Raw genomic sequence first — 25,135 nt, forward strand, 5'->3', positions numbered from 1 at the left:
TGATTATGCCCACCACCGCCAGCATCTCCTGGGTCGAGGGCGCGCTGTTCGTGGCCGAAAGCGGCAGCGGCCACACCCTCACCATGGATGGATCGCCCGACGTCGGCGGACGCAACCTCGCGTCTCGGCCGATGGAAGTCGTGCTGATGGGCATGGGCGGCTGCACGGCCATCGACGTGGTCTCCATGCTGAGGAAGCAACGGCAGGATATCGAAGGGGTGGAAGTTTCGCTGGTTGCCGAACGGGCGGATGACCATCCGAAGGTCTTCACCCAAGTGAAGCTCACCTACACGGTACGCGGTCGCAAACTGAACAAGGCACTGATCGAACGGGCCATCAGCCTGTCGGACGAGAAGTACTGCTCAGCAACGGCGATGGTGAGGAAATCGGCCGACGTGACGCATGAGATCGTGCTCGTCGAGGTCTAAGCCCTTGTAGAACAAGGACGAACGCCGGCTTGACTGAGGCGCCGGCGCAAGTATCTTCCGCGCTCTTCCGGAGAACGTGGTTGGGGGCTTCCGGGCCCGCATCCCGCCCCGATCCCAGTATCGGACCCAGGCCTATCCGGACAAACGGCGTCGTATGGCGCGCAACAACGGAGTGTCCGCGTGAGCAAGCGCGAGAATTCGAAGTACAAGATCGACCGCCGCCTCAGGGTGAACCTGTGGGGCCGTCCGAAAAGCCCGATCAACAAGCGCGAATACGGTCCCGGCCAGCACGGCCAGGCGCGCACCAAGCCGACCGATTACCGCCTCCAGCTGATGGCCAAGCAGCGGCTGAAGGGTTACTACGGCTCGGTCTCGGAGCGGCAGCTCCGGCGCTATTATCTCGAGGCGATGCGCCGCAAGGGCGACACCGGTGAGAACCTGGTCGAGCTGCTGGAGCGCCGCCTGGACGCGGTCTGCTACCGTATGAAGTTCGCGATCACCCCGTTCGCCTCCCGCCAGTTGGTCAGTCACGGTCACGTCAAAGTGAACGGCAAGCGGGTCAACATCGCCTCCTACTTGGTGCGCGACAACGACGTCATCGAGCTGACGCCCAAGGCCAGGGAGATGGCGCGCGTGCTCGAGGCGACGCAGTCGGCCGAACGGGACGTGCCGGAGTACGTTTCCGTCGACCACAAGGAGATGAAGGGCACTTTCGTACGTGGCCCGAAGCTCGCCGACGTGCCCTATCCGGTCCAGATGGAGCCGTCGCTCGTGGTCGAGTACTACAGCCGCTAAACGGCCCAGATTCAGCCGAAAGCCCGCCCTTCGCGGCGGGCTTTTTGCTTTCGGAGACCGGCAGAAGGAGGCCGATCCGACTGTCCGCCCGTCGGGCGCCGGACTATAATGACTCTTGGGTGGGTTCTAGGAGAGTGTCGAGATGCGCATGGTCCGGTGGGCGGTCATGGCTTCCGTCGCCGTTGTGGCCTGCGGTGCCGCCTATCTCTATCGCGACGATATCGCCCAGAGACTGGGGCTGGCGCATGCGGCTTCCGCCGAAAAGGGTGCGAGCCCGGCGGCCAGCGCGCAACCCCAAGGGCGGCGGGGGCGACTCAATCCGGGCGGCGCCGTTCCTGTCGTCGTCTCCCAGGTGAGCCAGAAGTCCCTGGCGGTGGTGATCGAGGCCGTGGGCACGGTTCAGGCCATCGCCTCGATCCAGATCAAGGCGAGGCTGGACAGCCAGATCATGAAGGTCAACGTCGAGGAAGGCGCGTTGGTCAGGGAAGGTGATCTGTTGTTCGAGCTCGATTCGCGTGCTTTGCGCGCGCAGCTGGCGCAGATCGAAGCCCAGATTCGCAAGGACGAGGCGCAGGTGGCCCAGGCCCGACGCGACCTGCAACGCGCCGAGGAACTGCTGGCGCGCAATGCCGGCACCATCGTCCAGCGCGACACTGCGTTGACCGCGCTCAAGGCCGCCGAAGCCCAGCTTCAGGCGGACGAGGCGGCGAAGACGAGCGTGCTTACCTCGCTCAGCTTCACCGAGATCCGCGCACCCGTGTCGGGCCGAATCGGTTCGATCTCGAGCAAGGCCGGAACAGTGGTGCGCGTCGGTGACAATACCGCGACCAGCGCGCTCGCCGTGATCAATCAGATCGACCCGATCTACGTCAGTTTTGCCATACCGCAGGTCTATCTTCCCGACCTGCGTGCCGCCATGGCGCGTGGCGACGTGAAGGTGAACGCCTTTGTGAACGAATCCTCGCCCAAGCAATCGGGTGTCATGGCGTTCCTCGAGAACACCGTCGATCCCAACACCGGCACCGTCACGGCCAAGGCGCGCATCGACAATGCCAACGAGGGTTTGTGGCCCGGCCAGTTCGTGCGTGCCGAAGCGATCCTCGGCATAGAGGCGAACGCCATTGCCGTGCCGACCGCGGCCGTGCAGCTCGGGCCGCAGGGTCCCTTTGTGTTCGTGGTCAAGGACGGCAACGTCGCGGAGTTGCGGCCGATCGAGGTGAAGCGCACGCAAGGCGGCGAGTCCGTGGTCGGCAAGGGCCTGGCCGCGGGCGAGTCCGTCGTCGTCGACGGTCATCTTCGGCTGGTGAACGGTGCCACGGTCGTCGTGCGCTCCACCCCGCCGTCGGCGCCCGCAAATGCGCCGCCGCGCGGGTGAGAAAAGAGGGGAGAGGCAATGCTGTCGGCGCTCTGTATCCGTCGCCCGGTAATGACCATCCTGGTGATGCTGTCGTTCGTGGTGGCCGGCGGCTTCGCCTACAAGGAATTGCCAGTGGCGGCGATTCCGCGGGTGGACTTCCCGACCATCCAGGTCACCGCGCAATTGCCGGGCGCCAGCCCGGAGACGATGGCCGCGTCCGTCGCGTCGATCCTGGAACGACAGTTCTCCACCATCTCCGGCGTGACCGCGATGACCTCGACGTCGTCGCTCGGCAACACCAACATCGTTCTCCAGTTCGATCTCAATCGGAACATCGATGGCGCGGCACTCGACGTGCAGTCGGCCATCTCGGCGGCCTTGCGCCGCCTGCCGCCGGAGATGACGACGCCGCCCGGCTTCCGCAAGGTCAATCCGGCCGACTGGGCCGTCATGTTCATGGCGTTGCGCTCTTCGCAGGTGCGCCTTTCGGACATCGACGCCTTCGCCAACCGGGCGATCATGCCGCGGATCTCGACCCTGCCGGGCGTTGCGCAGGTCCTCATCTGGGGCTCGCAGAAGTACGCCGTGCGGGTGCGGGCCGATCTCGACCAGCTCGCCGTGCGGGGCCTCACGTTGAACGACCTGCAGACGGCCGTGGTCACCGCCAACTCGACGCGGCCGGTCGGTTCGATCTCCGATCGGCGACAGAACTCCATCCTCGATGCGACCGGGCCGATCACCAAGGCGGCCGACTACATGCCGGTGATCATTGCATGGCAGAACGGCGCGCCGGTGCGCATCTCCGACGTGGCGACCGCGGTCGACAGCGTAGAGAATGACAAGGTCGCGAGTTGGGTCGACGGCACGCGGGCCATCGTTCTCGGCGTCTACAAGCAGCCGGATGCCAACACCGTCGAGGTTGTCGACAGGGTCAAGGCGATGCTGCCGTCGATCGAGGCCGACTTGCCACCCGGCGTCGAGCTCACCCTGCTCGCGGACCGCTCCGAGTCGATCCGTCACGCCATCGCGGACGTCCAGTCGCACCTGCTGCTGGCCGCCCTGCTGGTCGTCGGTGCGATCTACTTCTTCCTGCGTAGCGTAAGAGCGACGATCATCCCGGCGATCGCGCTGCCGATCTCCATCATCGGCACCTTCGCCCTGATGTACGTATGCGGGCACTCGATCGACAACATCTCGCTTCTGGCCTTGACGCTTGCCGTCGGCTTCGTGGTCGACGACGCCATCGTCATGCTCGAGAACATCATGCGCCACGTCGAGGCGGGCGAGAAGCCGATGGAGGCAGCCTTCAAGGGCTCGAAGGAGGTCGGCTTCACCATCGTCTCGATGACTCTGTCGCTGGTCGCCGTGTTCATCCCCGTGTTGTTCATGGGCGGCGTCGTCGGCCGGATGTTCAACGAGTTCGGCCTGGTCATCAGCTTCGCCATCCTGATTTCCGGCGTCGTCTCGCTGACACTGACCCCAATGCTGTGCTCCCGCATGCTGAAACCCATTGATCACGAGGAGCGGCACAACGCGATGCTGCGCGCATTCGAGTGGAGCTTCGCCAAGCTGACCGCGGGCTATTCGTGGGCGCTCGACAAGACGGTGGCCATGCCGCGCACGATTCTCGGCATGACGGCAGGCACGGTCGTGGTCACCTTCATCCTTTTCGGCGCGGTTCCAAAGGGCTTCTTTCCAACGGAGGATATCGGGCAGCTCTCCGGCGCCACTGTGGGACCTGACGATGCGTCGTTCGAGGCGATGGTGGCCCGGCAGTCGGCGCTTGCCGAGCTCGTGCGGCGCGATCCGGACGTCAAGTCGGTTCTGTCCATCGTCGGCGGCGGCAACGCGGCCGCGACGATCAACTCGGGTCGGATGTTCGTCGTGCTGCGCGACAAGCCCGAGCGCAAGGACAGCGCCGAGCAGGTGATCGCACGATTGCGCCGGGCGACAGCTTCGGTCCCCGGCATCAACGTCTTTTTCCGGCCCGTTCAATCGATCAACCTCGGCACGACGTTGACGCGAGGCGCCTACCAATTCGGTTTGCGCTCCAGCGACCTTGCCGCGCTGCGCGAGTTCGCACCGCGCATGGAGGAGCGGCTGCGCCGGCTGCCCTCGGTGGTCGATGTGAACTCCGACCTGCAGGTGCGTGCGCGCTCGACGGTCATCGATGTCGATCGCGATATCGCCGCGCGGCTCGGTCTGTCGGTCGATCAGATCCGGTTGATGCTCTATTCCGCCTTCGGCAGCCGCCAAGTCTCCACGATCTATGCGGCCGACGACACGTACCAGGTGATTCTCGAGGCCGATCCCAAGCATTCCGACGTCAACGACGTGCTGCGACGCGTACAGGTCCGCACACCGAGCGGCGCGCTGGTTCCGCTCGACACCGTCGCCAAGCGCAGCGACAAGCCGACGACGCTGACGGTCAACCATATCGCCCAGCTTCCCGCCGTCATCCTGTCCTTCAACCTCCCGCCGGGGGTGGCGCTCGGCCAGGCCGTGACCGACATTCAGGCGGCCGCAGCCGAGATCGACCTGCCGCCGCAGATCACCACCAGTTTCGAGGGCAGTGCCCAGGTATTCCAGGCGGCGCTCGCCAACCAGGGATTGCTGCTGTTCGCGGCGATCCTGGTCATCTACATCATCCTCGGCATTCTCTACGAAAGCTTCATCCACCCGCTGACCATCCTGTCCGGCCTGCCGTCGGCCGGCATCGGCGCGCTCGCCATCCTGATGCTGTTCAACATGGATCTCAGCGTCATCGCCATGATCGGCATCGTCATGCTGATCGGCATCGTCAAGAAGAACGCCATCATGATGGTCGATTTCGCCATCGAGCGTCGCGCACTCGGTGCGACGGCTGAGCAGGCGATCGTCGAGGCCGCGCGGTTGCGCTTCCGTCCCATCATGATGACCACGGTCTGCGCGTTGCTCGGCGCGCTGCCGATCGCCATCGGCGCGGGCGCAGGCGCCGAGCTGCGCCAGCCGCTGGGCATAGCGGTGGTAGGCGGTCTGCTGGTGTCACAGGCGCTCACGCTCTTCATCACCCCGGTGGTCTACATCTGGTTCGACAAGCTGACCGGCATGCGCATGAGCCCGGGCTGGGCGCGACGCTGGCGTACCGGTGGCCGTGTCACCGCCCGCCCGGCCGAGTAGTTCATCGGCATGGACGACGACGAGATTGGGGCCTTCGTCCCCGGGCCGAGAGCGCGTGTCGAAGGCCGGGCCGGCGGGCCACTGAGCGGACTCACTTTCGCCGCCAAGGATCTGTTCGACGTCGCCGGCGTGCCGACCGGCGGCGGCAACCACGATTGGCCGGTGGGCCGCAGTCTTCCGGTGCGCCATGCCTGGGCGGTCCAGACCCTGCTCGATGCCGGCGCAACGCTGGTCGGCAAGACGATCACCGACGAGGTGTCGCTCGGCATCCTGGGCGAGAATGCCTTCGACGGCACGCCTCGCAACGTTCGTGCTCCTGACCGCGTGCCCGGCGGCTCTTCATCTGGCTCGGCGGCCGCTGTGGCGGCGGGCCTCTGCGACACCGCGCTGGGCACCGACACCGGTGGTTCGGTGCGCGTGCCGGCGAGCTTCTGCGGCCTCTACGGCATCCGGCCGACGCATGGTCGCCTCGACCTTTCCGGCATGCTGCCGCAGGCACCGACTTCCGATACGACGGGATGGTTCGCGCGGGATGCGCAAACCTTCACTCGGGTTTCGGCGGTCCTCCTGCAGGAGCGGATTCCGTCGAAGTTGCCGCGGCATCTCGTCGTCGCCGTCGACGCCTTCGGGTTCGCTGACGCCGGCGTGGGGGCGGCGTTGCGCCCGATGGTCGCGCGCCTTGCGCGGCTGATCGGCCACAGCCGTGAGGACATCATGGCGCCGCAGGGGTTGTCGGTTTGGGCACGCGCGCAGCGCACGCTGCAGCCCCATGAAGCCTGGCTGACATTCCGGGACTGGCTGGATGAGCGCAATCCGCGGTTCGCCTTCTCGGTCGCGCGGTCGCTGGTGATGGGCTCGATGATATCCGCGAGCGAGCGGAGCTGGGCGGCGTTGATGCGCCAGGAGGTCCGTGCGCGCATGGCCCATCTGGTGCCGCCGGACACGATCCTTTGCCTGCCGACGACGCCGTTCCCGGCGCCGCGGGTCGGCCAGAGGCTGTCGCAGCTCGATCCACTGCGCGACCGTATCACCTGCCTTTGTGCGCAGGGCGGACATGCCGGGCATCCGCAGGTCAATCTGCCCGGTGCGATGGTGGACGGCCTGCCCGTCGGATTGTCCATCGTCGGGGCGCGTGGCGACGATGCGCTGCTTGTCTCCGTCGCGCGCGCGTTGGCCTCCGACGCGGCTTGATCCATTCCGTCGTAGGAGGACCGATGGCTACCGAGAAGCAGAAGATGCTGGCCGGAGAACTCTATATCGCCGCAGGCGAGGAACTCGCGTCGGATGCGCGACGAGTCGCCGATTGGCTCGATCGATACAACGCATCGATCGCCCGCACCCAGCAGGACTATGCGTCTCTGTTGCGCGAACTTCTGGCGGAGGTCGGCGAGGGTTCCTATGTCCGCCCGCCCTTCCACTGCGACTATGGCTACAACATCAGCCTCGGGCGCGGCGTATTCCTGAACTTCAACTGTGTGATTCTCGATGTGGTGCGGGTTGCGATCGGCGACGGCACGCAGATCGGTCCGAACGTGCAGATCCTTACGGCCGATCATCCGCGCGATCCCGCCCAGCGCCGGGCCGGCCTCGAGTTCGGCCGGCCCGTGATGATCGGGGCAAATGTGTGGATCGGTGGCGGCGCGATCGTGCTGCCCGGCGTGACGATCGGCGACGATGCCATCGTCGGAGCCGGCGCCGTGGTCACGCGGGACGTGCCGGCGGGCGCCACCGTTGTCGGGAATCCGGCCAGGGAGAGGTGAGCGTGATGGACATGACTCCGAACGTTCCGGAAGTCGTCGAGGAAGTCAGGGTGCTCTTCGAGCGCTACGAACAGGCGCTGATCGACAAGAATGTCGAGGTGCTCGACGGAACCTTCTGGAACAGCCCGCACGCGATCCGGCTGGCCAACAACGAGCACGGCTACGGATTCGATCGGATTCATGCCCATCGCGTCGCCCGGCCGCCCGGCCCGGGCACGAAGGAAAGGCGATTGCGCCTCGACATCATCACCCTGGGTCGCGACATCGCCACCGTGACGCTGATCTACAAGGTGCGCGGCCGCGACATGACCGGCCGGCAGATGCAAACCTGGGTGCGCTTTCCCGACGTCGGGTGGAAAGTGATCGCGGCCCATGTCTCGATGATCGGCGACCAGCCGGTCCTGTAGCAAAGAGCAAGGTGAGGAAACCATGAGCGTTCCCGCGACGCCGCGTCTCGGCAATACCCTGCCGCCGAACCCCGAATGGGTCGCCAGGCTGAGCGAGCCGGCGCTCGAGCCGGACCTGCCGATCGTCGATCCGCACCACCATCTTTGGGAACGCGAGAGCCAGCTCTACATGCATCGCGACCTGCTGGGCGATCTGCGCACGGGACACAACATCGTGGCGACAGTCTACGTCGACTGCCGCTCGATGTACCGCAGGGACGGGCCGCCCGAGATGCGGCCGATAGGCGAGACCGAATTCGCCAACGGCATCGCCGCCATGTTCGCCAGCGGCGGCTTCGGCCCAACGCGGGCGTGCGCCGGCATCGTGAGCTACGCCGACCTGAGGCTCGGCGCGAAGGTCGGAGCGGTGCTCGATGCGCATGTGGCGGCGGGCAACGGCCGCTTTCGGGGCATTCGGTATGCGACGGGCTGGGACGATAGCGACGAGATTCGTCGCACGCACACCAACCCGAGAAAGGGGTTGATGGCCGACTCCACCTGGCGCGCGGGATTCGCCGAACTCGGACGCCGCGGGCTGACGTTCGACGCCTGGCTCTATCATCCGCAACTCGCGGAGTTGGCCGACCTCGCCGCGACATTTCCGCTCACGTCGATCGTGCTCGATCATGTCGGCGGTCCGCTCGGCTACGGACCCTACGCCCGCCGCCACGACGAGGTCTTCTCGACATGGAAAACGTCGATGGCGGAGTTGGCACGCCGGCCCAACGTATCCGTCAAGGTCGGCGGGCTCGGCATGCCGATGGGCTGGTTCGACTTCTACCAGCGGTCGGAGCCGCCCACATCGCGGACACTCGCCGACGCCTTCCGGCCGTGGGTAGAAAGTTGTATCGAACTCTTTGGTGCCGAGCGTTGCATGTTCGAGAGCAACTTCCCGGTCGACAAGATTACGTCGGGTTACGGCATTCTCTGGAATGCATTCAAACATCTCGCCGCGGATGCCAGCGCCAGCGAGAAAGCTGCACTGTTTTCGGGCACGGCTCAAAGAATTTACGGTCTCGCCTGATCGGCGTTTGACAATCGCACCTCGGGTCGGCAGGCTCGGCGCGAAGAAATGCTGCACCCCGAAAGGGGCGGCGACGGCAGGGCGGACAACGCCCGCCGCGGAAACAGGCGGGGAGACCAAGCTTGAAATGCGACGTCCTCCGCCGTGACTTCACGGAGGAGGAAACATGCGAGTAGTGGCAAGACTTTCAGGTGTGGCCGTCGCTGCGGCGGTTGCGGTAGCGGCGACAGCCGCGAACGCACAGGACAGGAAAGTGCGCTTTCAAATGCAGTCGGCCTTTGCCTCGACGCTGGGGCTGCTCGGCCCGAACGCGCAGTACACCGTCCAGCAGATCAACCGGCTGTCGAACGGCACTATCGACGCCAAGTTCTTCGAGCCCGGCGCGCTGGTTCCGCCGAGCCAGCATTTCGATGCAGTGGCTTCAGGCGCGCTCGACTCGGCTTGGGCGACCCCGGGTTACTGGACGGGCAAGGACATCGCCTTCGCCGTCTATTCGACGGTGCCCTTCGGGCCCGGCATTGCCGAATTCCTCGGCTGGATGAGGTCGGGCGGCGGCACGAAGGGGATGCAGGATCTGTACGCCAAGTACGGCATCCATTCCGTCATGTGCCACATGATCCCGCCGGAGGCATCGGGCTGGTTCCGCAAGGAGATCAACACGCTCGACGATCTCAAGGGCCTGAAGATGCGTTTCTTCGGCCTTGGCGCCAACGTCATGCAGAAGCTCGGCGTGTCGACGCAGCTCCTGCAGGCGGGTGAAATCTTCCAGGCGCTGCAGCTCGGCACGATCGACGCCACCGAGTTCTCCATGCCGGTCATGGATCTCAGCCTCGGCTTCTACCAGGTGGCGAAGTACTACTACTTCCCCGGCTGGCACCAGCAGGCCACCGTCGGCGACCTGATCATCAACAAGGCCAAGTGGGATGGGCTCTCCGCCTTCCAGAAGGCGGCGATCGAGGGAGCCTGCGACCAGACCATCCTCAAGGGCATCAGCGACGGCGAGTCCATCCAGGGCCCGGCGATCGCGGAGCTGGTCAAGAAGGGCGTGCAGCTCAAGACTTGGTCCCCGGAATTCCTCGCCGCCTTCGAGAAGGCGTGGAAGGAAGTGGCGGAGGAGCAGGCCCAGAAGAGCCCCGAGTTCAAGAAGGCGATGGATTCGCTCAACAAGTATCGGGCCGACTACAAGGTCTGGGGTGACCGCGCCTATCTGAAATAGCGTCGGGTGTCGGAACGGCCATCCCTGTCGGGATGGCCGTTTCTTTCTGGGAGGAGCGTATGTACGCGCTGTTGGGGGCAAGTGACGCGATCGACCGTGTGCTGGAGCGCATCGCGCGCGTGTTCGGTTGGTTGTTCGTCGCATTGGCATTCGTCATTTGCTGGGACATCCTGACGCGTAAGGTGGGATTCCAGATTCCCGGCTTCGGATCGACGCCGATCCAGGAACTGGAATGGCATATCCATGGCCTGTTGTTTCTGCCGTGGCTGGGTTACTGCTACATTCGCAACGCGCACGTTCGCATCGACGTTTTCGTCGCTCACCGGCCGGCCCGTACGCAGGCGTGGCTAGAGGTGTTCGGCATCGTCGTTTTCGCGATCCCCTACACTCTGGTTGCGACATACTTTTCATATCTCTTTTTCGAGGTTTCGTTCCTCCAGAACGAAGCGTCGGATGCGCCCAATGGCCTGCCCAATCGCTGGATCATGAAATTCGCGCTGTTCGCCGGCCTGGTGCTTCTCAATCTGGCCATCGCCTCCGTCCTCATGCGCAAGCTGGTGCAGTTGTTCGGTCCGCCGGATTTGGCGGCTCGGGCGGCGGCGCCAGTTGCGCAACACTGAGGGGAGACGGTCATGTTCATCGATTGGCTTGCCGACCATCTCGCCGTGATCATGTTCCTGGCGCTGACCGGGATCATGTTCATCGGTTTTCCGGTCGCTTTCGTGCTGGGTGGCGTGGCGCTGGGCTTTGCCGTGCTCGGCATGTTTTTCGACGTTTTTCGGCCGGCCCAGCTCGGCAGCTTGATTCCGCGAATCTGGGGTCAGGCGATCCAGAATCAGGTGCTGATCGCGGTGCCCATGTTCGTGTTCATGGGGACGATTCTCGAACGATCCGGCGTCGCGGACGAGCTCCTGAAGGCATTGCAGATCCTGACCCGGCGCATTCCGGGCGGGCTCGCCATGTCTGTGACCATCCTGGGCACCATCATGGCGGCCAGCACCGGCATCGTCGGTGCGTCGGTGATCATGTTGACCCTGATCGCGTTGCCGACGATGCTGGCTGCGGGCTACAGCAAGGAACTCAGCGTCGGCACCATCGCCTCGGCGGGCACGCTGGGCATCCTGATTCCCCCCAGCATCATGCTGGTCATCATCGGCGACCTGATGACGATTTCGGTCGGCACCCTGTTCGTCGCCGCGGTCATTCCCGGCTTGGTGATGTCGTCCATCTTCATTCTCTACCAGGCGACGGTGGCGACGATCCGGCCGGATCTCGCGCCGCCCCTGAAATCGGAGGTCGGCCCGCAGGGCAGCATGGAGTTGCTGCGGTTGGTGCTTCGCAGCTTCCTTCCGCCGGCGTTCCTGATCACGGTCGTCCTGGGTTCGATCTTCGCCGGCTTCGCAACGCCGACGGAAGCCGGCGGCGCTGGCGTCGCTGGCGCGTTGATTCTTGCCTGGTGGAACAAGCGGCTGAGCTGGAAGATGATGCGCGACGTCATCGATAGCTCCGCGATCACCAACGGTCTGGTGTTCTTCATCATCTTCGGTGCGACGCTGTTCTCGTTCGTGTTCCGGGCACTGGGCGGCGACGACCTGGTCGCCGAGATTCTCGAGGCGCTCGGTCTACATGAGGGCTGGCCGATCTTGATCTTCGTGATGGTGCTGGTCTTCGTCATGGGGTTCTTCTTCGATTGGCTCGAGATTTGCCTCATCGTGCTGCCAATCTTCGCGCCGATCCTGAAACAGATGAACTTCGAGCCTCATCTGGCGACCAACAAGGAATTCATGATCTGGTTCATCGCTCTCATCGCGGTGAACATGCAGACGGCATTCCTGACACCGCCGTTCGGCTTCGCGCTGTTCTACATGAAGGGCACGGTGCCGAAGTCGGTGACCATGCAGCATATCTATCGCGGCATCATTCCCTTCGTGACCCTGCAGATCATAGCTCTGACCGCGGTGATCATGTGGCCCGACATCGCCCTGTGGCTACCACGGGAGTTCGGTTACCTGGATTGATGGTGTGACGGCCATCAAATGGCCGTCCTGCTGACCTTGGCCGCGGCGATCGAGCGTGTCCTGCGCGCGATCGCCGAGTGGACCGGCTGGCTGATGGTCGTGCTGATGGTCGTCATCTGCTTCGACGTCCTCAGCCGCAAGCTCGGCTATCAGATCCCCGGCATGGGCTCGACCCGGCTGCAGGAACTCGAATGGCACCTGCACACGGTGCTGTTCGCGATGTGGCTGGGCCATTGCTACGTCCTGAACGTTCATCCGCGCGTCGACACGGTCACCGCCCACAGGCCGCTGCGCACCCGCGCGTGGATTGAGATCGTCGGCTGTCTTGCCTTCGCACTGCCTTACGCTTTCATCGTGGCCTGGTATGGCTTGGGCTTCGTCGCCGTCTCCTATGCCACGGGCGAGAGCTCCGAGGCCGTGATCGGCCTGCCTTATCGCTGGATCATCAAGGGCCTGTTCATCTTCGGCCTGTGGCTGCTGGTTGCCGCGATCGTGGCGGTGCTGCTGCGGCTGGTCGTCCATCTGTTCGGCGGACCGCAGGAAGCGGCGCGCGCCGACATCAAACTCAGGCACGCCGCGGATCCGATGTGATGCTCGCCTGGCTCGCCGAGAACCTCGCCCTCGTCATGTTCGTGGCGATGTTCTTCGTCATCTTCTGCGGCTACCCTGTCGCCTTCGTGCTGGGTGGCACTGCGCTCGTATTCGCGCTGATCGCTTGGAGTTTGGGCGACTTCAACCTTGTGAAGCTGCACAGCATCCTGTTGCGCATGTGGGGCGGGGTGGCCGTCGACCCGGTGCTGGTCTCGCTGCCGATGTTCATCTTCATGGGGGCGCTGCTCGAGCGCAGCGGCGTCGCCAAGGACATGCTCGACGCCTCACAGGTGATGCTGCGGCGCACGCCGGGCGGTCTCGCCGTCGCCGTCATGGTCATGGGAACGATCCTCGCCGCGCCGATCGGCGTGGTCGGCGCCTCGGTGGTGCTGCTGTCGCTGATCGCCCTGCCGCCCTTGCTGCAGGCCGGCTACGACAAGCGCCTGTCGATCGGCACCATCGGCTCGGCCGGCACGCTCGGCATCCTCATCCCGCCCTCGATCATGCTGGTCGTCATGGGCGAGATGCTGAACACCTCGGTCGGTGCGCTGTTCGCCGCTGCGACTGTTCCGGGCTTTCTGCTGTCGGGCCTCTATCTCGTCTATATCTGGGGCGTGGCCTTCGCCAAGCCGACATGGGCGCCCAAGCTGCCGCGCGATTCGGGCCCGCAGACCGCCGGCGAGATGTTCAAGGTCATCATGCGCGGGCTGATGCCCATGACGACGCTCATGGTCGTGGTGCTCGGCTCGATCTTCGCGGGTTTCGCGACGGCGACGGAGAGCGCCGGCGTGGGCTGCGCCGGCGCGATCCTGATCGCATGGATGAACGGCCGCTTTGGCATGCGGATGATGAAAGAGGCGATCCGAGACGCCTGCCGCGCCAACGGGCTGGTCTTCATGGTCGTGCTGGGCGCGACCGGCTTCTCGCTGATCTTCCGCGAACTCGGCGGCGACGAGCTCATGTTGAGCTTCCTCTACAAACTCGGCGTCGACACGCCATGGGAGATGCTGACCTTCGTGATGGTGCTGGTCTTCCTGCTCGGCTTTCCCTTCGAATGGATCGAGATCTGCCTGATCGTGCTGCCGGTGTTCGCGCCGATCCTCGCCGGCATGGATTTCTCGGCACATATCGGCGCCGAGAAGGGTGCCTTCATGGCATGGTTCGCCACCATCGTGGCGGTCAACCTGCAGACCTCGTTCATGTCGCCGCCGTTCGGCGCCACCCTGTTTTACATGAAGGGCACCGTGCCGCCGGACTGCAGCATGACCGACGTCTATCGTGGCATGTACCCGTTCCTACTCCTGCAGGTCGTGGGATTGCTGCTCTGCATCTACTTTCCCGACCTGTCGCTGTGGCTGCCGCGGGTGACCGGCCTGCTCGATTGAAACGACGCGCTACTCCGCCGCCTGCAGTTCGGCCGCCTTGACCGCCCGTCGCGCCGCATCCTCGGCCTCCCATCGAACCGCGATCTCGGCGAGCTTGCCCAGCACCTCGTCGAGCTCGTCGCCGCGGCGCGTCAGCGAATAGGTGACCTTGGGCGGAATCGTCGGTTCGTAGTCGCGCTTCACCAAGCCCGCCGCTTCGAGCGTCCGCAATCGCTCGGTCAGCATCTTGGCAGAGATGCCGGTGACGCGGCGCTTCAACTCGCCGAAGCGCTGCGGGCCATGCGTGCGCAGGTTGTAGAGGATGTATGTCGTCCACGGCCCCATCAGCATGCGCAGGATGAAGTCCATCGGGCATGAGGCGCCTTGCTTGCGTTCGTCCAACTCGGTCATGGTGCTCATCCAGAGTTACGAATCGGTACCTACTGTTGAATATATAGTCCAGTTCCCATGTCTTGCCAGTCACTTTGTGTAATCAATCATGCTGGGGTAACTTGAATAGAAATTCTCCAGTTATTTCAAGGAATTAGAGAACCATGACGAACGTCGCCATCGTGTACCACTCCAACTATGGGCACACCAAATCGCTCGCCGAGGCCGTCGCAAAGGGCGCCCGCTCGGTCGCCGGGACTGAGGTGCACATCGTGCCGGTCGATCAGGCTGAAGCCAATGCCGGGGAGCTCGACGCCGCCGACGCCATCGTCTTCGGCAGTCCGACCTACATGGGCGGCGTCTCCGCCGAGTTCGCAAAGTTCAAGGATTGGACGTCGAAGCGCTGGATGGAGGGTGCTTGGCGCAACAAGCTCGCTGCGGCCTTCACCGCCTCGGCGGCGTGGAACGGCGACAAGCATAACACGCTCTACCAGATGCTCACTCTGGCGCTGCAGCACGGCATGGTGTGGGTTGGCCTCGGCCTGCCGCCGGGCTTCAACCATTCCAAGGGCTCGAATGACGACCTCAACCGGCTCGGCGCCTCGGTCGGCGCCATGGCGCAGGCCAACGCCGATCAGGGCGTCGAGGGCATCGCGGCCTCCGACTTCCGCACCATGGAGGCGCTGGGGCGACGGGTCGCCGAAGCGGCGCATCGCTGGAAGGAAGCACCGCTCGCGCAGGCCGCCTGACGCACGGATGGGGACGGGCGCTCCCATAATGGGAGCGCCCGTCGCGTCACTTCTTGCTGATGTTCCAGAACACCGCGGCCGGTGCCTCGATCCAGCCGTCGAGCCGATCCTTGCGATAGGCCGAGTAGGCCCGGTACTGGCCGAGCGTGATGTAGTGCGCCTGGCTGATCACGCGGTCGGACACCTGCTGCGCGATCGCCTTCTGCTTGGCCGGGTCGGTCTCGCGCGCATAGGCCGAGCGCAGCTTCTCCATCTCGGGATCGCACGGCCAGCCGAACCATCCCTTCTCGCAGCCGGCATTGGTGAAGGAATTACTGGCCGGGTTGTCGGCGTCGATCGCGACGGTGGTGGTGTAGAAGATGTTCCAGCCGCCCTTGTCGGGCGCCTCCTTGCGGGCGCGGCGGGACACGACGCTCTGCCAATCCATCGCCTGGAGGTCGACCTTGAAGCCGACCCGCTCGAGCGCCTGCTTGCCGACCGGCGGGAGCTGGTTCGACGACTGCAGGTCGGTCTGGTGCAGAATGACGATCGGCTTGCCGTCGTAGCCGCTCTCCTTGAGCAGCGCCTTGGCCTTCTCGAGGTCGGGCTTGATCAGCAGGTCGCCATACTTCTTCTCGTTGGGGGAGCCGCACACCAGCGGTGCGTTGCACACCTCGAAGAGCTCGGGGTTGCCGACCTGCGCCTGGAGGAAGTCCTGCTGGGCGATCGCATACTGCACCGCCTGTCGCGCCTTGAGGTTGTCGAACGGCGGATGCAGGTGGTTCATGCGCATGATCACCTGGCTGCCCGGTTTGTTGAACGTGAACAGCGCCACGTTCTTGTCCGACTGCAGCACCGGCCTGAGATCGGGCACCGTCGATTCGATCAGGTCGATCTCCCCACTGAGCAGCGCATTGACCGCCGTCGAGGGGTCGGAGATGGCGAGCCATTCGACGCGATCGACCTTGGCGACCTTGCCGCCGGCCAGCATCGAAGGCGGCTCGGCGCGCGGCTTGTACTTGGGGTTCTTGACGTAGACGACCTTCTCGCCGGGCTTCCACTCGTCCTTCTTGAAGATGAAGGGTCCGGAGCCGGTGTAGTCGGCGATCTGCTTGCCCGGGTCGGTCTCGGCGACGCGCTTGGGCATCATGAACGGCACGTTCGACGACGGTTTGCCGAGCGCCTGCAGGACCAGGCCGAACGGCTCCTTGAGCACGATCTGGAAGGTCTTGGCGTCGATCGCCTTGATCTCGCCGACGAAGGTCATCATCTGTTGGCCGAGCGAATCGCGGACCGCCCAGCGCTTGATCGAGGCGACGCAATCCTCGGCGGTCACCGGCTGTCCGTCGTGCCACTCCAGGCCGTCGCGCAGCGTGATCGTCCAGGTGAGCTTGTCGGCCGACACGTCGGCCTTCTCGGCCATCTGCGGCTTGATATCGCCGTTGGCGTCGCGCGCAAACAGCACGTCGTAAATCATGTAGCCGTGGTTGCGCGTGATGTAGGCGGTGGTCCAGATCGGATCGAGCACCTTGAGATCAGAATGCGCCACCAGCCGCAAGGTCGACTGCGCCATGGCAGGCGCCGACAGCAGCAGTGCCGCTCCCGCCGCCAAACCCGCCAAATTCCGCACGAAATGCATGTCTCGTCCCTTCCTGCCGTTGCCTGATCGCCCAGAGGCTGCCATGAGCAGCGAGAGGAATAAAGCAATGTCGATGCCGACCGTCTTCGTCTCCCACGGGTCGCCCCTGCTGATCCTGCAGGATCTGCCGGCCCGCCGCTTCCTCGCCGGCCTCGGCGCGCTGTTGCCGCGACCCACGGCGATCGTCGCCGTCTCGGCGCACTGGAACACCGAGCGGCCGGCTGTCTCGATCTCGGCGCGGCCCGAGACCATCCACGATTTCCACGGATTTCCCGACGCGCTCTATCGATTGCACTACCACGCCAGCGGCGCGCCCGAACTCGCCCGCCGCGTCGCCGCCCTGATCGACGCCGATTGCGATCCCGGTTATGGCCTTGACCATGGCGGCTGGGTGCCGGCGATGCTGGGCTGGCCGGCCGCCGACATCCCGATTTTCCAGCTCTCGGTGCAGCCTCATCTGACGCCCGCCCATCACATCGCGATCGGCCGGCGCTTGGCAGAGTTGCGTCAGGAGGGGGTGCTGGTATTGGGCAGCGGCAGCGCGACCCACAATCTGCGCCGCCTGGCGCGCGGCCGGCACGACGTCGAGCCCGAGCCTTGGGCCAGGGAATTCGACGATTGGCTGGCGGATGCGGTGGCGCGCGGCGACGAGACGGCGCTCGCCGAGTCCCGCACGCGCGCGCCGTATGCGCGCGAGGCCCATCCGACGGACGAACATCTCCTGCCGCTCCATGTCGCCTTCGGCGCGGCCGGTCCGGGCGCCAAGGGCCGGCCACTCCATCGCAGCTTCACGTCCGGCAATCTCTCCATGGCGGCCTACGCCTTCGAGACCTGAGTCCTCTCCTAGGTCCATCGGATGGGGACTGGTTGGATGCCGATGGCACAGGGTTTTTGCCGATTCGTCCTCGTTTCCACACAGTCCTTGCGATTCCACACAGTCCTTGCGATTTTCCTTTCAGGTTTGTCCGTATTGCGGACGAATCTGACGCCATTTATTGACGATCTGGAGAGGATCGACGTTCCATGATGTTCGGATAACGGACAAAGGAGAGGACACCATGTCGACCGAGCTCAAGGGCATCATCCCGCCGGTGACGACGCCGTTCACCGCCGAGGGCGAAATCGACGAAAAGGCCTTCCGCGCACAGATCCGCTTCCTGCTGACCCAGGGCGTCCATGGCGTGTGCGTCGGCGGCAGCACCGGCGAGGGCCACACGATCGCGCTGGAGGAATTCCGCCGGCTGATGACGGCCTGCGTCGAGGAGGTGAAGGGCCGCGTGCCGGTGGTCGCCGGCATCATCGCCAACTCGACGCGCGACGCGATCCAGCGGGCGCGGGCGATCGAGTCCCTCGACGTGGCGGCGCTGCAGATCACGCCGGTGCATTACCTCTTCAAGCCCGACGAGGAGGCGACCGTCCGCCACTTCAGGACGCTCTGCGAATCGGTGAAGCCGCCGATCGTCATCTACAACGTCATTCCCTGGAACTATCTCAGTCCGCCCCTGCTGCTGCGCCTGATGCGGGAGTTGCCGGGCATCGTCGGCGTCAAGCAGAGCGCCGGCGACCTCAAGCTGATGGCCGACCTGGTGCTCGACGTGCCGAAGGGCAAGGTGATCCTGACCGCGGTCGACGCGCTCCTCTATCCGTCCTTCGCGCTGGGCTCTCAGGGCACGATCGCGGCCCTGCCGGCCGCCGCGCCGGCGGCCTGCGCGGCGCTGTGGAACGCCGTGCAGACGGGCGACCATGCGCGCGCGCTCGAGCTGCACAAGCGGCTGCTCCGGCTGTGGAACACGATGGTGGGGGACAACCTCCCGGCTTGCGTGAAGCACGCGCTCAAGCTGCAGGGCTGCGACACCGGCCTGCCGCGCGCGCCCATGCCTGCCGCCACGCCCGCGCAGCAGTCGGCGATCGCGGTGGCGCTGAAGCACCTGCTCGAACTCGACGGTGCCCAGCTCGCGGTGGCGGCGGAATAGCTCTGGGACCGTGGATCTCCAGGTCCACAGCGCCAAGGGAGCAAGGATGGACGAAGCCAAGCCAGACCACCGCCAGAACCTGAAGTCGCTGTTCAAGCTGATGCAGGTGCTGGAGTGCTTCTCGGCCCGCGAGCCCGAGCTCACGGTGGTGCAGATCGCGCGCAAGACCGGCCTGCCACGCACCACGGTGCATCGCCTGGCCGACAGCCTGCGTGCGGTCGGCCTGCTCGAGCAGGAGGCTAGTCGCGAGCGCTACCGGCTGGGATTGAAGCTGTTCGAACTCGGCAGCTCGGCCATCACCACCCTGCCGCTGCATCGCGAGGCCGGGCCGTTCGTCGAGACCCTGGCGCGGCTCTCCGGCGAGACCGTGCATCTCTGCCTGTTCGACGGCACGCAAATGGTCTTCGTCGAGCGGGTCAACGACCGGGCGCGGTCGCTCAACACGGTGACCCTGCTCGAGGCGACGCCCTGCCACTGCACCGGCGTCGGCAAGGCCGCGCTCGCCTTCCAGCCAGAGGCCGTGATCGAGCGCGTCATCGCGCTCGGCCTGCCGGGCTTCACCGCCCGCACCATCGTCGATCCGCCGACCTTGCGCGCGGAACTGGCGCTGATCCGCGAGCGCGGTTTCGCCATCGACGACGGCGAGCACGAGCCCAACGTGCGCTGCGTCGCCGCGCCGATCCGCAACACCGCCGGCCGCGTCTTCGCCGCCATCAGTGCGAGCGGGACGATGCGGCGCGTGCCGCGGGAGCGCGTGCCCGAGTTCGCCGAGCTGGTCGTCGCGCACGCCCGTCAGATCTCGGCGAGGCTGGGCTGCCGCGACGACGAGGCGATTCTGGCGAAGCGCCAGAGCGAGCGGTTCAAGGTCGTGGCGGCGCTCGATCTGCTGCAGCAGGCGATGAAAGGGTAGGCGCCTGCGGCGCGCCCCGGCGCTATCCGCTTTGCTCCTCGAAATCCCGGGCCCTGTCGCCCAGCAGGAAGCGCGGGCCGGCGCCGGCACGGCTGGCGCGGTCGCCGGGATTGTAGAGCCGGCGCGCTGCAGCGAGAGGCAGCCACAGCCGATGCAGCCGTCGAGCAGGTCGCGCGTGCGCTCGAGCATGTCGATTTTGTCGTCGAGCGCACTGCGGATGCGCCGCCGTTCGCACGTGGCGACTACGCGCCGGGACGTCGCTTCTACTTTCTCGATCATGACGGCATCGAGTATGAGGTCGTCAGCTATCGGTGAACGCAGTCGATCTGCAGTTCACTGCGTGTGCATCGCACACTCTCTGCAACCTAAAACATGGTCGTTCGATCGAGTCGCTGGCAACATGGCCGGCGATCCGAGTTCGCCCAGAGTTCGAATCGAGTGCTGCGAGCCGGATCGGGGGACAGATGACTCAGCTTTTGATTGGTACCGCCAGCCTCGTGATCGGCGGAGTTGCCTTGAGAGTGGCGATGCCAAAGCACGGCAAGACGTCACAAATCGCCGGCACCGATGCGTTGGCAACGACGGTCGCGCTTGTCATCACGACAATGATCTCGCTCGGCATCGGCCTCCTCGCGACGGGTATCTACCTCGTCGCCGGCTGACGCCACCTCGCGGCGGCGCAACGGCACGCCGGAGAATCGATCAGGCGGCGTTCGCGAGCTGGACGCCCTTTTCCTTGAGGAGCTGCTCGAGCTCGCCGGTCTCGAACATCTCGCGGACAATGTCGCAGCCGCCGACGAACTCGCCCTTGACGTAGAGCTGAGGGATGGTCGGCCACTGGCTGAACTCCTTGACGCCCTGACGCAGCTCGGCATCGACAAGGATGTTGATGCCGTGGAACTTCACGCCGAGTTCGCTCAGCACTTCGACCACGGCGGCGGAGAAGCCGCATTGCGGGAAGACCGGCGTGCCCTTCATGAAGAGCAGGACGTCGTTCCTGGCAATCTCGTCGCGGATGCGGCCGAACACTTCGGGTTCGCTCATGGTGATCTCCTGATTTGCTTCAATATAGGGTGATCAGGCCTTCGGCGCCATGGTGGTGAGCTTCAGGGCATGCAGCACACCCCCCATGCGCTCGCCGAGGGCCCGGTAGACCATCTGGTGCTGCTGGATCTTGGTCTTGCCGGCGAAGGCGGCCGAAACCACCGTGGCCGCCCAGTGGTCGCCGTCGCCGACCATGTCGTGCATGTCGACCTGGGCGTCGGGAATGCCTTCCTTGATGAGGCGGACGATGTCTTCGGCGGCCATCGGCATGATGCTGGTTTCCTCGCTATTCCGTGGCGTTCATGTAGCCCGGCAGCCACCCCTCGTGGGCAGCCTCGATGTCGGCAAGCGGCAGCGACAGCAGGCCCCTGACAACGAGCGACGGGCCGCCGGAATAACCCAGGAGGACAGCCGGCACGCCGGCCGCTCTCGCCTCCGCCAGGACGTCGTCGGGCACGCCCGAGGCGACGAGATAGCGGGCCTGATCCTCGCCATACAAAAACGCGTGCGGCGGCATGGCGTTTCCAGGCGGCAGGCCGATCTCCGCGCCGGTGCCGCCGGCAATGCACATCTCGGCCAGCGCGACGAGTAGGCCGCCGTCGGAGAGGTCGTGACAGGCCGCGACCCGCCGCTTGTCGATCTGGCTGCGAACGAAATCGCCATTGCGGCGTTCGACCGCGAGATCGACCGGCGGCGGCGCGCCTTCCTCGCGGCCGCAGGCCTCGCGCAGGTAGAGCGACTGGCCGAGCCAGCCCTTCGTCTCGCCGATCAGCACGATGCCAAGGCCGCCTTGCGTCAGCCGCAAGCCGACCGCCTTGGCGATGTCGTCGATCACGCCGACTGCGCCGATCGTCGGCGTCGGCAGGATCGGCTTGCCTTCGGTCTCGTTGTAGAGCGACACGTTGCCCGACACGACGGGGAAGTCGAGCGTCTTGCAGGCCTCGGCCATGCCCATGATGGCGCCGGCGAACTGGCCCATGATCTCGGGCTTCTGCGGATTGCCGAAATTCATGTTGTCGGTGACGGCGAGCGGCCGCGCGCCCACCGCGGTGATGTTGCGCCAGGCCTCGGCGACGGCTTGCCGTCCGCCGGTCTCGGGGTGGGCCTGGACGTAGCGCGGCGTGCAATCGCTGGTCATGGCGAGTCCCTTGTGGGTGGTGCCGTGGCCGTTCTTCGGCACGCGCACCAAGGCTGCGTCGCCGTCCTGCGGGCGGATCGCCGTGTTGCCCATGATGAGATGATCGTACTGATGCCAGATCCACGACTTGCTCGCGAGGTCGGGACAGCCCATCAGCTTCAGCAGCGAGGCGTTCCAGTCCTTCGGTGCCGGCACCTTCGCGGCATCGAGCACGGCCGGCAGCGCCGTCAGCTTCCACGGCCGCTCGTAGACCGGCGCCTCGGTGACCAGCGGCGGAATCGGGATGTTGCCGACCACGTCGCCATGCCAGGTCAACACCATGCGCTCGGTGTCGGTCAGCCGGCCGATCACGGCGAAGTCGAGCTCCCATTTCTCGAAGATCCTGCGGGCGAGTTCCTCGCGGCCGGGCTTGAGCACGATCAGCATGCGCTCCTGGCTCTCCGACAGCATGAGTTCGTAGGGATTCATGCCCGTCTCGCGCATCGGCACCTTGTCGAGCTCGACCACGACGCCCAGTCCGCCCTTGGCCGCCATCTCGAACGACGACGAGGTAAGGCCGGCCGCGCCCATGTCCTGGATGGCGACGATGGCGTCGGTCGCCATCAACTCGAGGCAGGCCTCGAGGAGCAGCTTCTCGACGAACGGATCGCCGACCTGCACGGTCGGCCGCTTGCTCTCGCTGTCTTCGTTGAACTCGGTCGACGACATGGTGGCGCCGTGGATGCCGTCACGGCCGGTCTTGGAGCCGACATAGACCAGCGGATTGCCGATGCCGGCGGCAGCGGCATAGAAGATGCGGTCGGTGGGCGCGATGCCCACGGTCATGGCGTTGACCAGGATGTTGCCGTTGTAGGCGGCGTGGAAGTTGGTCTCACCGCCGACTGTCGGGATTCCCATACAGTTGCCGTAGCCCGCGATGCCGGCGACCACACCCGAGACGAGATGGCGCGTCCTGGGATGGGCGGGTTCGCCGAAGCGCAGCGCGTTGAGGTTGGCGATCGGCCGTGCGCCCATGGTGAAGACGTCGCGCAGGATGCCGCCGACGCCGGTCGCGGCGCCCTGGTAGGGCTCGATGTAGGACGGATGGTTGTGGCTCTCCATCTTGAAGATAGCGGCCTGTCCGTCGCCGATGTCGATCACGCCGGCATTTTCGCCCGGACCCTGGATGACCCAGGGGGCCGTGGTCGGCAGCTTCTTCAGCCACACCTTGGACGACTTGTAGGAGCAGTGCTCGCTCCACATCGCCGAGAAGATGCCGAGCTCAACCATGGTCGGGGGGCGGCCCATGATCTTGAGCAGGCGCCCGTACTCGTCCGGCGCCAGGCCATGCTCGGCGACGACCTCGGGCGTGATCGGCGGCTCGTTGGGAAGCTTGACCGGGGGATTCTTCTCTTCAGCGATCACGACAACGCATCCACCAAGCCTTCGAACAATGCCTTTCCGTCCGTGCCGCCGAACATCGGTTCGACGGCATTTTCCGGATGCGGCATCAGGCCCATCACCGTCTTGGTCTCGTTGAACACGCCGGCGATGTTGCGGATCGAGCCGTTGGGATTTCCGGTGCCGTCGACCTTGCCGTCCGGCGCGCAGTAGCGGAACGCGATCTGGCCGCGATCCTCGAGCCGCTTCAGCGTGTCGTCGTCGGCGAAATAGTTGCCTTCGGCATGCGCCACCGGGACCTTGATCACCTGTCCGGCCTGATAGCGGTTGGTGAACAGGCTCTGGCTGGTCTCGACCTTCAGGTGCACGTCGGTGCAGACGAACTTGAGGTGCGAGTTGCGCATCAGCGTGCCCGGCACCAGGCCCGCCTCGGCGGCGATCTGGAAGCCGTTGCAGATCGCCAGCACCGGCACGCCCTGCGCCGCGCGCTTCTTGACCTCGGCCATCACCGGCGACTGCGCAGCCATGGCGCCGCAGCGCAGGTAGTCACCATAGGAGAAGCCGCCCGGCAGCACGATCAGGTCGGTCTTCTCGAAGCTGCCTTCGCCATGCCAGATCATCTGCGGCTGGCGGCCGGTAACCAGCTCGATCGCCTGCGCGACGTCGCCCTCGCGGTTGGACCCGGGGAAGACGAGGACCGCAGCCTTCATCAGCCCACCAGCTCGATCGAGTAGTTCTCGATCACCGTGTTGGCCAAGAGCTTGCGGCACATCTCCTCCACGCGGGCCTTTGCCTTGGCCTTGTCGGTCTCCGCCAGCTCCAGCTCGATGAACTTGCCCTGGCGGACGTCACCCACCTCGGGGAAACCCAGTCGGTTGAGGGAATGTCCGATGGCCTTGCCCTGGGGGTCGAGCACACCGTTCTTCAACGTCACATGAACTCTGGCTTTCATCTCGCCTCTTACTGGAGCGTCGTCGGGCCGCGCACGTCGCCCGGTCCCTGGTCGATCAGGATGCCGAGCCGGCGCGCCACCTCTTGATAGGCCTCCTCGACCTTGCCGAGGTCGCGGCGGAAACGGTCCTTGTCGAGCTTCTCGTTGGTCCGCAGGTCCCACAGCCGGCACGAATCGGGGCTGATCTCGTCGGCAAGCACGATGCGGACCATGTCGTCCTCATATAGGCGGCCGAACTCGATCTTGAAGTCGATCAACTTGATGCCGCAACCGAGGAACAGGCCGAACAGGAAATCGTTGACCCGCAAAGTGAGTGCCACGATGTCGTCGAGGTCCTGGGGTGTCGCCCAGCCGAAGGCGGTGATGTGCTCCTCGGTGACCATGGGGTCGCCCAGCGCATCGTTCTTGTAGAAGAACTCCATGATCGAGCGCGGCAGCTGCGTGCCTTCCTCCAGGCCGAAGCGGGTGGCGAACGAGCCGGCTGCGACATTGCGCACCACCACCTCGAGCGGGATGATCTCGACTTGGCGGACGAGTTGCTCGCGCATATTGATGCGGCGGATGAAGTGGGTCGGCACGCCGATCTCGCCGAGCTTGATCATCAGGAACTCGGAGATGCGGTTGTTGATCACCCCCTTGCCGGTGATCGTGCCTTTCTTCTGGTTATTGAAGGCGGTGGCGTCGTCCTTGAAGTGCTGGACGATCGTCCCGGGCTCGGGCCCCTCGAACAAGGTCTTGGCCTTGCCCTCGTAGATGCGGCGGCGGCGGGACATTCACTGCTCCTCGATGGAAGGCCGGGGCCGTCCATCATTGGGCCGGACTA

The 25,135-nt window shown here is 65.2% G+C and carries 26 protein-coding genes; 18 read left to right on the forward strand and 8 right to left on the reverse strand.

Annotated elements, in window-relative coordinates:
• The first annotated feature begins 5 nt into the window (after positions 1-5).
• The 13 genes from KIT25_03225 to KIT25_03285 all read left to right on the forward strand — a co-directional run bounded on the left by KIT25_03225 (position 6) and on the right by KIT25_03285 (position 14,179).
• Complete coding sequence (locus KIT25_03225) at positions 6-428, forward strand: OsmC family protein (GenBank protein ID UYN95970.1); 423 nt, start codon at positions 6-8, stop codon at positions 426-428.
• 180 nt (positions 429-608) lie between these two features.
• The gene (gene rpsD, locus KIT25_03230; GenBank protein ID UYN95971.1) at positions 609-1,223 is read left to right on the forward strand and encodes a 30S ribosomal protein S4; all 615 of its coding nucleotides are present in this window, start codon (positions 609-611) and stop codon (positions 1,221-1,223) included.
• 142 nt (positions 1,224-1,365) lie between these two features.
• Positions 1,366-2,598 carry an efflux RND transporter periplasmic adaptor subunit gene (locus KIT25_03235; protein UYN95972.1) on the forward strand — a complete coding sequence of 411 codons (1,233 nt, stop codon included), beginning with the start codon at positions 1,366-1,368 and terminating at the stop codon, positions 2,596-2,598.
• Between the two features lie 18 nt (positions 2,599-2,616).
• Positions 2,617-5,739 carry an efflux RND transporter permease subunit gene (locus KIT25_03240; protein UYN95973.1) on the forward strand — a complete coding sequence of 1,041 codons (3,123 nt, stop codon included), beginning with the start codon at positions 2,617-2,619 and terminating at the stop codon, positions 5,737-5,739.
• Positions 5,740-5,748: 9 nt separating this feature from the next.
• Positions 5,749-6,930, forward strand: a complete 1,182-nt coding sequence (locus tag KIT25_03245) for an amidase (protein ID UYN95974.1) — start codon at positions 5,749-5,751, stop codon at positions 6,928-6,930.
• Positions 6,931-6,953: 23 nt separating this feature from the next.
• On the forward strand, positions 6,954-7,499 hold the full coding sequence (locus KIT25_03250) for a sugar O-acetyltransferase (protein UYN95975.1): 546 nt from the start codon (positions 6,954-6,956) through the stop codon (positions 7,497-7,499).
• A gap of 2 nt (positions 7,500-7,501) precedes the next feature.
• On the forward strand, positions 7,502-7,906 hold the full coding sequence (locus KIT25_03255; protein UYN95976.1) for a DUF3225 domain-containing protein: 405 nt from the start codon (positions 7,502-7,504) through the stop codon (positions 7,904-7,906).
• A 22-nt stretch (positions 7,907-7,928) separates the two neighbouring features.
• Entirely contained in the window at positions 7,929-8,969 is a 1,041-nt protein-coding gene (locus KIT25_03260; GenBank protein UYN95977.1) for an amidohydrolase family protein, read from the forward strand.
• A 166-nt stretch (positions 8,970-9,135) separates the two neighbouring features.
• Positions 9,136-10,185 (forward strand): TRAP transporter substrate-binding protein, encoded by a 1,050-nt coding sequence (locus KIT25_03265; protein ID UYN95978.1) that lies wholly within the window; start codon positions 9,136-9,138, stop codon positions 10,183-10,185.
• 59 nt (positions 10,186-10,244) lie between these two features.
• Positions 10,245-10,805, forward strand: coding sequence for a TRAP transporter small permease subunit (locus KIT25_03270; GenBank protein ID UYN95979.1), 561 nt, complete (start codon positions 10,245-10,247; stop codon positions 10,803-10,805).
• A 12-nt stretch (positions 10,806-10,817) separates the two neighbouring features.
• Positions 10,818-12,203, forward strand: a complete 1,386-nt coding sequence (locus KIT25_03275; protein ID UYN95980.1) for a TRAP transporter large permease subunit — start codon at positions 10,818-10,820, stop codon at positions 12,201-12,203.
• A gap of 18 nt (positions 12,204-12,221) precedes the next feature.
• Entirely contained in the window at positions 12,222-12,794 is a 573-nt protein-coding gene (locus KIT25_03280) for a TRAP transporter small permease subunit (protein UYN95981.1), read from the forward strand.
• The gene (locus KIT25_03285; GenBank protein UYN95982.1) at positions 12,794-14,179 is read left to right on the forward strand and encodes a TRAP transporter large permease subunit; all 1,386 of its coding nucleotides are present in this window, start codon (positions 12,794-12,796) and stop codon (positions 14,177-14,179) included. Before KIT25_03280 ends, KIT25_03285 begins: the two co-directional genes overlap by 1 nt.
• A 9-nt stretch (positions 14,180-14,188) precedes the next feature.
• Here KIT25_03285 and KIT25_03290 read toward each other — a convergent pair whose 3' ends face one another.
• Positions 14,189-14,569, reverse strand: coding sequence for a helix-turn-helix transcriptional regulator (locus KIT25_03290; GenBank protein UYN95983.1), 381 nt, complete (start codon positions 14,567-14,569; stop codon positions 14,189-14,191).
• 143 nt (positions 14,570-14,712) lie between these two features.
• Between KIT25_03290 and KIT25_03295 the strand changes: the two genes are divergently transcribed.
• Positions 14,713-15,297 carry a flavodoxin family protein gene (locus KIT25_03295; protein ID UYN95984.1) on the forward strand — a complete coding sequence of 195 codons (585 nt, stop codon included), beginning with the start codon at positions 14,713-14,715 and terminating at the stop codon, positions 15,295-15,297.
• A gap of 46 nt (positions 15,298-15,343) precedes the next feature.
• Here KIT25_03295 and KIT25_03300 read toward each other — a convergent pair whose 3' ends face one another.
• Entirely contained in the window at positions 15,344-16,915 is a 1,572-nt protein-coding gene (locus KIT25_03300; GenBank protein UYN95985.1) for an ABC transporter substrate-binding protein, read from the reverse strand.
• A gap of 67 nt (positions 16,916-16,982) precedes the next feature.
• Here KIT25_03300 and KIT25_03305 point away from each other — a divergent pair, with 67 nt between their 5' ends.
• The 4 genes from KIT25_03305 to KIT25_03320 all read left to right on the forward strand — a co-directional run bounded on the left by KIT25_03305 (position 16,983) and on the right by KIT25_03320 (position 20,460).
• Positions 16,983-17,750 (forward strand): dioxygenase, encoded by a 768-nt coding sequence (locus KIT25_03305; GenBank protein UYN95986.1) that lies wholly within the window; start codon positions 16,983-16,985, stop codon positions 17,748-17,750.
• Positions 17,751-17,973: 223 nt separating this feature from the next.
• Positions 17,974-18,888 (forward strand): dihydrodipicolinate synthase family protein, encoded by a 915-nt coding sequence (locus KIT25_03310; protein UYN95987.1) that lies wholly within the window; start codon positions 17,974-17,976, stop codon positions 18,886-18,888.
• A gap of 46 nt (positions 18,889-18,934) precedes the next feature.
• A complete protein-coding gene (locus KIT25_03315; GenBank protein ID UYN95988.1) occupies positions 18,935-19,798 on the forward strand; it encodes an IclR family transcriptional regulator in 864 nt (287 codons plus the stop codon).
• Positions 19,799-20,109: 311 nt separating this feature from the next.
• Entirely contained in the window at positions 20,110-20,460 is a 351-nt protein-coding gene (locus KIT25_03320; GenBank protein UYN95989.1) for a hypothetical protein, read from the forward strand.
• 40 nt (positions 20,461-20,500) lie between these two features.
• On the opposite strand, the gene grxD is transcribed toward KIT25_03320, so the two are convergent.
• The 6 genes from grxD to KIT25_03350 all read right to left on the reverse strand — a co-directional run bounded on the left by grxD (position 20,501) and on the right by KIT25_03350 (position 25,085).
• A complete protein-coding gene (grxD, locus tag KIT25_03325) occupies positions 20,501-20,842 on the reverse strand; it encodes a Grx4 family monothiol glutaredoxin (protein UYN95990.1) in 342 nt (113 codons plus the stop codon).
• A gap of 33 nt (positions 20,843-20,875) precedes the next feature.
• Positions 20,876-21,112: a BolA family transcriptional regulator gene (locus tag KIT25_03330; protein UYN95991.1), complete on the reverse strand. Its 237-nt coding sequence runs from the start codon at positions 21,110-21,112 to the stop codon at positions 20,876-20,878.
• A 16-nt stretch (positions 21,113-21,128) separates the two neighbouring features.
• Positions 21,129-23,267, reverse strand: coding sequence for a phosphoribosylformylglycinamidine synthase subunit PurL (gene purL / locus KIT25_03335; protein UYN97808.1), 2,139 nt, complete (start codon positions 23,265-23,267; stop codon positions 21,129-21,131).
• Positions 23,268-23,380: 113 nt separating this feature from the next.
• Positions 23,381-24,070 (reverse strand): phosphoribosylformylglycinamidine synthase subunit PurQ, encoded by a 690-nt coding sequence (gene purQ, locus KIT25_03340; protein ID UYN95992.1) that lies wholly within the window; start codon positions 24,068-24,070, stop codon positions 23,381-23,383.
• Entirely contained in the window at positions 24,070-24,312 is a 243-nt protein-coding gene (gene purS, locus KIT25_03345; protein ID UYN95993.1) for a phosphoribosylformylglycinamidine synthase subunit PurS, read from the reverse strand. The genes purQ and purS overlap by 1 nt, the downstream gene beginning before the upstream one ends.
• Positions 24,313-24,320: 8 nt before the next feature.
• Positions 24,321-25,085, reverse strand: a complete 765-nt coding sequence (locus tag KIT25_03350) for a phosphoribosylaminoimidazolesuccinocarboxamide synthase (protein ID UYN95994.1) — start codon at positions 25,083-25,085, stop codon at positions 24,321-24,323.
• Between the last annotated feature and the right edge of the window lie 50 nt (positions 25,086-25,135).

This window comes from Enhydrobacter sp., assembly GCA_025808875.1.
GTDB lineage: Bacteria > Pseudomonadota > Alphaproteobacteria > Reyranellales > Reyranellaceae > Reyranella.